General features: G+C 58.5%; 9 protein-coding genes. 8 read left to right on the plus strand and 1 reads right to left on the minus strand.

Annotated features, from left to right (window positions below; all coding sequences use genetic code 11):
- Window positions 1-342 precede the first annotated feature (342 nt).
- Genes WS69_RS12180 through WS69_RS12215 form a run of 8 tightly spaced genes read left to right on the plus strand, consistent with a single transcriptional unit; the run spans window position 343 to window position 6,169 of the window.
- Entirely contained in the window at window positions 343-1,194 is an 852-nt protein-coding gene (locus WS69_RS12180; protein WP_226382763.1) for an ABC transporter ATP-binding protein, read from the plus strand.
- A gap of 49 nt (window positions 1,195-1,243) precedes the next feature.
- Window positions 1,244-2,020 carry an ABC transporter permease gene (locus WS69_RS12185; protein WP_059471025.1) on the plus strand — a complete coding sequence of 259 codons (777 nt, stop codon included), beginning with the start codon at window positions 1,244-1,246 and terminating at the stop codon, window positions 2,018-2,020.
- Between the two features lie 49 nt (window positions 2,021-2,069).
- The gene (locus WS69_RS12190) at window positions 2,070-3,092 is read left to right on the plus strand and encodes an ABC transporter substrate-binding protein (protein WP_226382762.1); all 1,023 of its coding nucleotides are present in this window, start codon (window positions 2,070-2,072) and stop codon (window positions 3,090-3,092) included.
- A 1-nt stretch (window position 3,093) separates the two neighbouring features.
- On the plus strand, window positions 3,094-3,444 hold the full coding sequence (locus tag WS69_RS12195; RefSeq protein ID WP_059471026.1) for a hypothetical protein: 351 nt from the start codon (window positions 3,094-3,096) through the stop codon (window positions 3,442-3,444).
- The gene (locus tag WS69_RS12200) at window positions 3,444-3,662 is read left to right on the plus strand and encodes a recombinase-like helix-turn-helix domain-containing protein (protein ID WP_197419245.1); all 219 of its coding nucleotides are present in this window, start codon (window positions 3,444-3,446) and stop codon (window positions 3,660-3,662) included. Before WS69_RS12195 ends, WS69_RS12200 begins: the two co-directional genes overlap by 1 nt.
- A gap of 33 nt (window positions 3,663-3,695) precedes the next feature.
- Window positions 3,696-4,712, plus strand: coding sequence for an aromatic ring-hydroxylating oxygenase subunit alpha (locus tag WS69_RS12205; RefSeq protein WP_059471033.1), 1,017 nt, complete (start codon window positions 3,696-3,698; stop codon window positions 4,710-4,712).
- The gene (locus WS69_RS12210) at window positions 4,709-5,149 is read left to right on the plus strand and encodes a RidA family protein (RefSeq protein WP_059471028.1); all 441 of its coding nucleotides are present in this window, start codon (window positions 4,709-4,711) and stop codon (window positions 5,147-5,149) included. The genes WS69_RS12205 and WS69_RS12210 overlap by 4 nt, the downstream gene beginning before the upstream one ends.
- Window positions 5,150-5,209: 60 nt before the next feature.
- Window positions 5,210-6,169 (plus strand): PDR/VanB family oxidoreductase, encoded by a 960-nt coding sequence (locus WS69_RS12215; protein WP_059471029.1) that lies wholly within the window; start codon window positions 5,210-5,212, stop codon window positions 6,167-6,169.
- Window positions 6,170-6,516: 347 nt separating this feature from the next.
- Here the strand turns inward: WS69_RS12215 and WS69_RS35655 are convergent, their stop codons facing one another.
- Window positions 6,517-6,714, minus strand: a complete 198-nt coding sequence (locus WS69_RS35655) for a TOTE conflict system archaeo-eukaryotic primase domain-containing protein (RefSeq protein WP_059471030.1) — start codon at window positions 6,712-6,714, stop codon at window positions 6,517-6,519.
- Between the last annotated feature and the right edge of the window lie 197 nt (window positions 6,715-6,911).

The following is a 6,911-nucleotide window of genomic DNA, read 5'->3' on the forward strand; positions in this document are numbered from 1 at the left end:
TAACTTTCGAATCATCTTGGCCCGCTTGTGCAAAAAACAAGATGTAAACACATTTCATCGAATGTAAACAGACCCTACGCAATCCCTGCGTCATCGTCGCTCCGCATATTGCAGGCCGCTCGCCCGCGGCGCATCGGCAACTATGCGACATCCTGCTGGAGAACCTGCTCGCACACGCACACTCACAAAGTCGGGTGCTGCGCTATGTGGTTGCCCCACGATGAATATGTGTTGGAGACAATGTAAAGATCACGAACACGTTCGCAAGAATGGTGTGCGTCTCGACTTCTGCGATCGTTGAAGTTCTCGATTCACTATCTTTTCGAATTCTGAAGGTATTCCATGTTTATGTTTTCCGGAGTTGAGAAAGAAGCGCAAGCATTCGCGAATGGCGGCGAACGAGAGCAGGTCACGTATGCGATTGAGTTCCGGCACGTGACAAGGCGATTTCCGGCCAAGCACGGCAACACGTTGATGACGGCCGTGGACAATGTATCGATTGCCATGCGCCGTGGGGAAGTGGTCTCCCTCATCGGTCCGAGCGGTTGCGGCAAGAGCACCTTGCTGAATATGGGAGCCGGCCTGTACGCGCCGAGCGAGGGCGAGGTGTATGTGAACGGGCGGCGGGTGACCGGGCCATCGCTGGAGGTTGCCTTCATGTTGCAAAAAGATCTTCTCATGGCATGGCGCACCATCGAACAAAACGTACAGTTAGGCATGCAGATTCGCGGCGTGCCTGTTGCTCAACGGCGATCGCGCGCTATGGAGTTGCTTGAGCGCTGCCATCTCAAGGGTTTCGAGTCTCATTACCCGCATCAGTTGTCCGGCGGCATGCGCCAGCGCGCGGCGCTTGCTCGAACGCTTGCGGTGGAGCCGGGCGTGTTGCTCATGGATGAGCCGTTTTCCGCGCTCGATGCGCAGACCAAGATGGTCTTGCAACAAGACCTCGCACAGATGCTTGCGTCCGAACAGAAGACCGCATTACTGATTACCCACGATCTGGCTGAAGCGATTGCGTTATCCGATCGTGTGTATGTGATGAGCGAGCGCCCGGGAACGATTATCGAAGAGATCGTCATCGACCTTCCTCTTCGCGAAAATCCGCTTGAGCGCCGCAAGCTGCTCCACATGAATGACTACGTGGCGCGATTGATGGAGCTGCTCAAGGTAGGAAGGGAAGAGCACCTTGGCTAGTTTGCGGTAACGGATTCGCATCACAGTTCAATTTGCACGGGTATCGACTATGGCTATCAAATTGAAAATGACACTGGGCAGTCTGCTACTGCTCGTTTTCTTCCTTGCCGCCTGGCAATGGGGGCCTTCGGCTTTGGGTATTCCCGAGTTCGTTCTGCCGAAGCTGAGCGCAACCGTTGATGAGGCACTGCGCATGTTCGGTTCGGAAAATCTCATACAGCACACTGGGATCACGGCTCTCGAGGTAATTGCAGGTTTCGTACTGGGGTCCGCGCTTGGTGTCGCGATTGGCGTGACACTCGGCCTTTCTCCTACGACTGAAACCGTCCTTTCACCTTATATCCTCGCACTTCAGATTGCGCCCAAGGTGGCTTTCGCGCCTCTTTTCGTAATGTGGATGGGCTACACGGTATATCCGAAGATCGTCGTAGCGGTCTTGATCGTATTCTTCCCGGTGATGGTCAACGTGCTGCGGGCCGTGCGCACCGTGGATCCAGACATGGTGAACCTCGTGCGTGCGATGTGCGGCTCGCGCTGGCAGGTGTTTCAGTTCGTGGAGTTCCCATCTGCGATGCAGGCGTTGTTTTCCGGCCTGCGCATCGCGTCGACGCTCGCGGTGATCGGCGTCACCGTAGGTGAACTCGTTGGCGGCGACAAGGGGCTGGGCTATTTGCTGGTGTATGGCGAAGGACAAGGAAATACCGCGATGGTATTCGTCTCCATTGTGGGGCTGACCATCATCGGCGTGCTGGCCTATGCCGCTGTGGTGTGGCTTGAAAGAAGGGTGCTGCATTACCTGCCCCGTGCCAGCATGAAAACCGTGTGAACGCGGCTCATCCGCGGTCGATTCGTAGTCGGGAGAGTTGGAAATGAGTATGAAGAGTGAAAGCACGGGGTTTGCGGCGTCGCTGCCTTCGCTGCGTCGGCACATCGTGGTCGGCATGGGCGTGGCACTGATGTGCGCTTGGGGATGCGCGGTGCAGGCCGCGCCGAGTGCGATGCAGCAGGTGACCTATCTGCTGCCCGCGCCCCAAAGCGAGATTGCATTTGCGCCGCTGATGATCGCGCAGAAGAAGAACTACTACGCCGACGAGGGATTGTCGGTGCGCTTCGTATCGGTGCAGGGCGGCGCAGAAGTGGGAAAGCAACTCGCGGCGGGGAATGGTGATCTGGGCGGAGCGCTCGGCGACACGCCGATCGTACTTCGCCAGAACGGCATTCCCGTGAAGGCCGTCGCGCTGTTCGGCGGTCGCGCACTACATCAGTTTGTCACGCGCTCCGACGAAAACATAGCAATTCCCGCAGTGCTGAAGGGCAAGACCCTCACTGTTATGTCGTATCAGGACACGTCCTTTTATGCTGCGCTCGCCGTGCTCGCGAAGGGTGGGCTTACGCGATCAGACGTGTCGATCCAGGCGGCGGGACCGTCGGGCATCTGGCAACTCCTTGCCCAAGGACGCGCCGATGCAATGGTAGGCACGCCCGACTGGGCGGCAAGCGCCGAGGAAGCCGGAGCGAAGCTGGTATGGCAGTCGACCGATGCCTACTTTCCGGGGATGGCGCAAGCCACTCTTGCGTCGGACCGTATGATCGCCGCGCGCCCCGACATGGTGCACAAGTTCGTGCGTGCATCGATGAAGGCGCTAGCGGAAATCGAAAGAAATCCTGCCGCCGCGGCGAAAGACTATGTCGCTGCCGTGCCGTCATGGAAGGGGCGCGAGGCATTCGTGAGCAAAGTGCTGACGTATTACGCACAGCATGTCTATCCGGGACAGACGACGATTGGCGCGTTCGATCCAGCGCGCGTGGAACGGCTGCAGGACTTCTATTTTGCGCAGAAGATCATTCGAACCAGAGTCGACTTGAAAGATTTATTTACCAACCAATTCGTGGAGTGATATGAGCGATAAACCAGCGGGTGCGGCCGAAGGCGGCACCGACATGATGCTGCTGACGATTTTCCTGCGGCATGACCAGTCGAACAATCTCGATGCGTTCCAGTCTCGGCTGAAAGAGGCCGATTGGTGGGAGCGCTTCCCGCCGAAAGGCACGACGATCGTGTCGTGGACCGTGGCGATGGGGTTCGGCCAGATCGTCACACTCGCGTTGCCGCCGGCATTGCTGCCAGTGGTTAACGTTGAACTCGAGCGCTCGGCGTGGGGTGTTTTCCGCACTGAGTGCTATCCGGCTTACGACTTTGTGCCCGTGCGCGAACGGATTCGCGAGCGGGTGCACCAGGGAGGACAATGATGGATCGTTATCTTGAACCGCATCAGGCACGCCGCCGCGAGCCGACCCAATACGAAAATCTGCTTGGAGACGCGATTGAGCGTGCGTTTGCGCAGGGCTTTCACGATCTGGCGTCGATCGTGCGCTATCTGAACGAGACTGGGCTGGGGCCGCAGGACGGTACGCTGTGGACGAAAGAAGGCTTCGTAAGCGAAATGGCACGGCTCGCGGCCGATTGAGTGGCGCGCGGTGTTGAACGGAAAGCAATCATCATGAGTATCCAACAGCAAAAGACGGTCGCGACCATTCTGCGTGATGGCTTGCACAATCTGTGGTTCCCGATTTGCCCGTCGGGCTTTGTCGATAGGAATCCGGTATCGCTGCGCAGGCTCGGCAAGAAGCTGGTGCTTTGGCGCGATGCCGATGGCAGTGCGCACGCCCTCGAGGATCATTGCCCACATCGTGGCGCGCCGCTTTCGAAGGGCATTGTGTTGGGCGACCGCATCGCGTGCGGCTATCACGGCGTACAGATTCGTGCGGACGGAGTGGTGACGAGCGTGCCTGGCAGTCCGGGTTGTAAGCTGGAAGGCATGCGCGCCGTGCAGTCGTTTCATCTGACCGAAGCAAATGGCGTGATCTGGCTATATAACGCGGACGGCACCGTCGATGAGGCACCGCCGCTACGCCTGCCTGAAGAGCTTGTATCGGACGAGTATTCGTCATTCCTCTGCTATACCGAATGGAAGGGCGATTATTGCTATGTGCTGGACAACGTGATGGACCCGATGCACGGCACGTACCTACATAAGCAGTCTCATTCGATGGCCGTTGGCGACCAGGCGGCCAGTTTCCGTGTGCGCGATACCGCGACCGGCTTCGTGTTCGAAAAGGAAGGCCAGCGCGACGTGAATTTCGACTGGACCGAATGGTCCGACACGGGCTTGCACTGGCTGCGCCTCGAAATTCCCTATCCTAAGACCGGTGGCCCTGGCGGAAATTTCGTCATCGTCGGCAGCTTCACTCCGATCACGCCCGAACTAGCGGCCGTGTTTCACTGGCGCTGCCGCAAGCTGCAGGGCTGGCAACGCGACGCGTGGCGCTTCCTCTATGAGAACCGGTTGGAGGCGCGTCACTGGGCCGTGCTCGAGCAGGATCGGGAGATGCTGGAAGCCATGGAGCCGGACGCCAATCAGCGTGAGCATCTGTATCAGCACGACATGGGTGTGGTCAAGCTGCGCCGGCACCTGAAGAACCTTGCGCAGGCCGAGATCGACAGGGGGGGGCAATGAGCGATACGTCCATTCAGGCGACGCGTATCGTGTCGCCCGCAGTACCGGATCTGCCGCACGCTAGCTGGACCAACGGCATCCGGATCGGCAATGAGCTGGTGCTGTCCGGTATGACCGCGCATCCGACACTGGACGATACCGGAGGGCCGCTCTCGACCCGCGAGCAGACCCTCGTGGTACTAGGTAAGATCCGGGCGTTGGTTGAGGAAGCGGGCGGGTCGATCGCGAACATCGTGAAGCTCACGGTCTACGTTACGGATATCGCTGACAAGGACGAGGTGGGGCGAGCCCGGCGCGAGTTCTTCGCGGGGCTGGGCGCGTACCCCGCGTCGACTCTTGTCGCAGTATCGGGGCTCGTATTTCCTGCGCTGAAGATTGAGATTGACGCGACCGTTCGGCTCGATTTCGATCTGACGCAGATTCAGGCGGCAAGGTAAGGCCAGACGGTTTTACAACCTGACGACGCGAGGCATGTCGAGTGCCTCGCGCATTTAATCATGAGCAATACCGAACTCCTGAATGCCCGCATCCGGACGCTTCGCTACGAAGCGGAAGGTGTGGTTAGTGTCGAACTGGTGCCAGTCAGCGGCTCGAGCTTTCCTGCGTTCAGCGCGGGCGCGCACGTCGACCTGCATTTGCCGAATGGCCTCACGCGCAGCTATTCGCTGCTCAATTCACCGACCGAGTCGAATCGTTACGTGCTGGGCATTCTTTCGGATCGCCAGAGCCGGGGCGGTTCGCGATATGTGCACGAGAACTTTCGCTGCGGGATGACTCTGCCGGTCGGCAAACCACGCAACAATTTCGCGCTCGATGAGACGGCCGAATCGTCGGTGTTGGTCGCGGGGGGCATCGGCATTACGCCGATCCTATGTATGTACCGGCACCTGCGCGGCGAAGGCAAGATCGTGCGGCTCGTCTATTGTGCACGCAGTCGTGCGCAGGCCGCGTTTCTTGACGAGCTTGCTGCACTCGGAGGCAGTGTCGATCTTTATTTTGACGACGAGCACGGTGGAAAGCCATTCGATCTCGTGGCATTCCTTTTGACCCAACCGAAGCATGTGCACGCCTATTGTTGTGGCCCTTCGGTGATGCTGACGGCGTTCGAGGCAGCATGCGAAGGCGCTGGTATCGTGAATGTCCATATCGAGCGGTTTGCCGCAGAGACGAACGTAATCCAGGCGCCGAGCGCAAGCTATACCGTCGAGCTTGCGAAGAGCAGTAGGGCGTTGGAGGTGCCGGTCGACAAGAGCTTACTTGATACTTTGTTGGAGGCCGGCATCGACGTCGATTACAGTTGCCGGGAGGGCATTTGCGGTGCGTGCGAGACGCGCGTGCTGGAAGGATGCCCTGATCACCGCGACTCGGTACTGAGTACGGCTGAGAAGACGGGTAACAAGACGATGATGGTCTGTGTTTCTGGCGCGAAGTGCGGCAAGCTTATTCTCGACCTCTGAGTGCTCCACTGCGGATCGAATATTTGACACGGATTCTTTTCGTTCTTGCTCAATGTCGGAGCGCTTTCTTCCCGGACGGCCGGACAGAAGGCGCAGCTTTGGTAGGCTGGTTATTTTGATATTCTGCACGCCACTGAAAATGTCTACCTCTGACTCTTGCCTGTCCCGATTTTATCGTTCTCGCAATAGACGAGATCGGCTGCGGTGACAAAGAGCGAAGCCGGCATCGGACCCGGCAGTGTGTCTTGTTGGCCTTTACGCACTTTCCACGGTTCCGCCTGGTCCTCCTCGGTAATGAAGATAACGTCGAGAGGATGCGTACCGCCCGTAGCATCCGTGATGGCCTGCTAGACAGAGTCAGTCGCCATCGATTGGATCGAAGCCAGGTAAGCCCACTGGTCCGTGTAGGGTTGGAAAACCTCGTCGACGAAAACACTGCAATCTTGCTCGCGCGGCGTCTTTTGCAGAGGAAGTGCAATCAGATTGCCGAAGCCACCTTTCGGCATCGTGTCCTGGTTAGGGAAGAGGCGGTCGTAGGTAAGCACCTCGCGAAGGCCGTTCGCAATACGGCGCGCACGTGAGGCATGATTGGTTATCGGGCGTTCGGGTTCGCCCGCTGGCAATCAGCCCGTGGAGGCAGGCGGGCAAGGCTTGCCTGGCAGCTTAGAGACGGTTTCATAAAGACTGGTCGGCCCGCCGAAGGGTATTCCAGCAGATCAGGCAGCAACCGAGTTTGAGGAAC

Source organism: Burkholderia sp. BDU5, assembly GCF_001522845.1.
In the GTDB taxonomy this organism is placed as follows: domain Bacteria; phylum Pseudomonadota; class Gammaproteobacteria; order Burkholderiales; family Burkholderiaceae; genus Burkholderia; species Burkholderia mayonis.